Here is a 345-nt window from a genome sequence, read left to right on the forward strand (position 1 = left end):
CCTGGTTTCGACGTGGGTTGCGAAGCAGTAGCGGGCATACCGAGGACCCGTCACCTCGTTAATCAATGGGAACGCAATAACTGCTAACGACAACCGTTACCAGCTGGCCGCTTAATTGCGCGCCGTCCTCGCACTAGCTTGCCGATAGGCTAGGGCCGCAAGGCCACGCGAGGTCATTCATATCGGATCGCTTCGGCCGGTGTCACGACGGCCGGGGTTAACTCCAAGTGACTCGTCGTCGCGCAGCGTGTTCGTCCGCGTCGCGCCGGTTAAATCAAATGACTGAACTAAGTATGTAGAACGCTCTGTAAAGGACTTGCGGACGCGGGTTCGATTCCCGCCGGC

1 other RNA gene is annotated in these 345 nt (G+C 58.6%); it reads left to right on the forward strand.

The window, feature by feature from the left end:
• Positions 1-342, forward strand: a transfer-messenger RNA (tmRNA) gene (gene ssrA / locus IDM40_RS27815).
• Positions 343-345: the final 3 nt, after the last annotated feature.

This window comes from Nocardiopsis coralli (assembly GCF_014892575.1).
In the GTDB taxonomy this organism is placed as follows: Bacteria; Actinomycetota; Actinomycetes; order Streptosporangiales; family Streptosporangiaceae; genus Nocardiopsis; species Nocardiopsis coralli.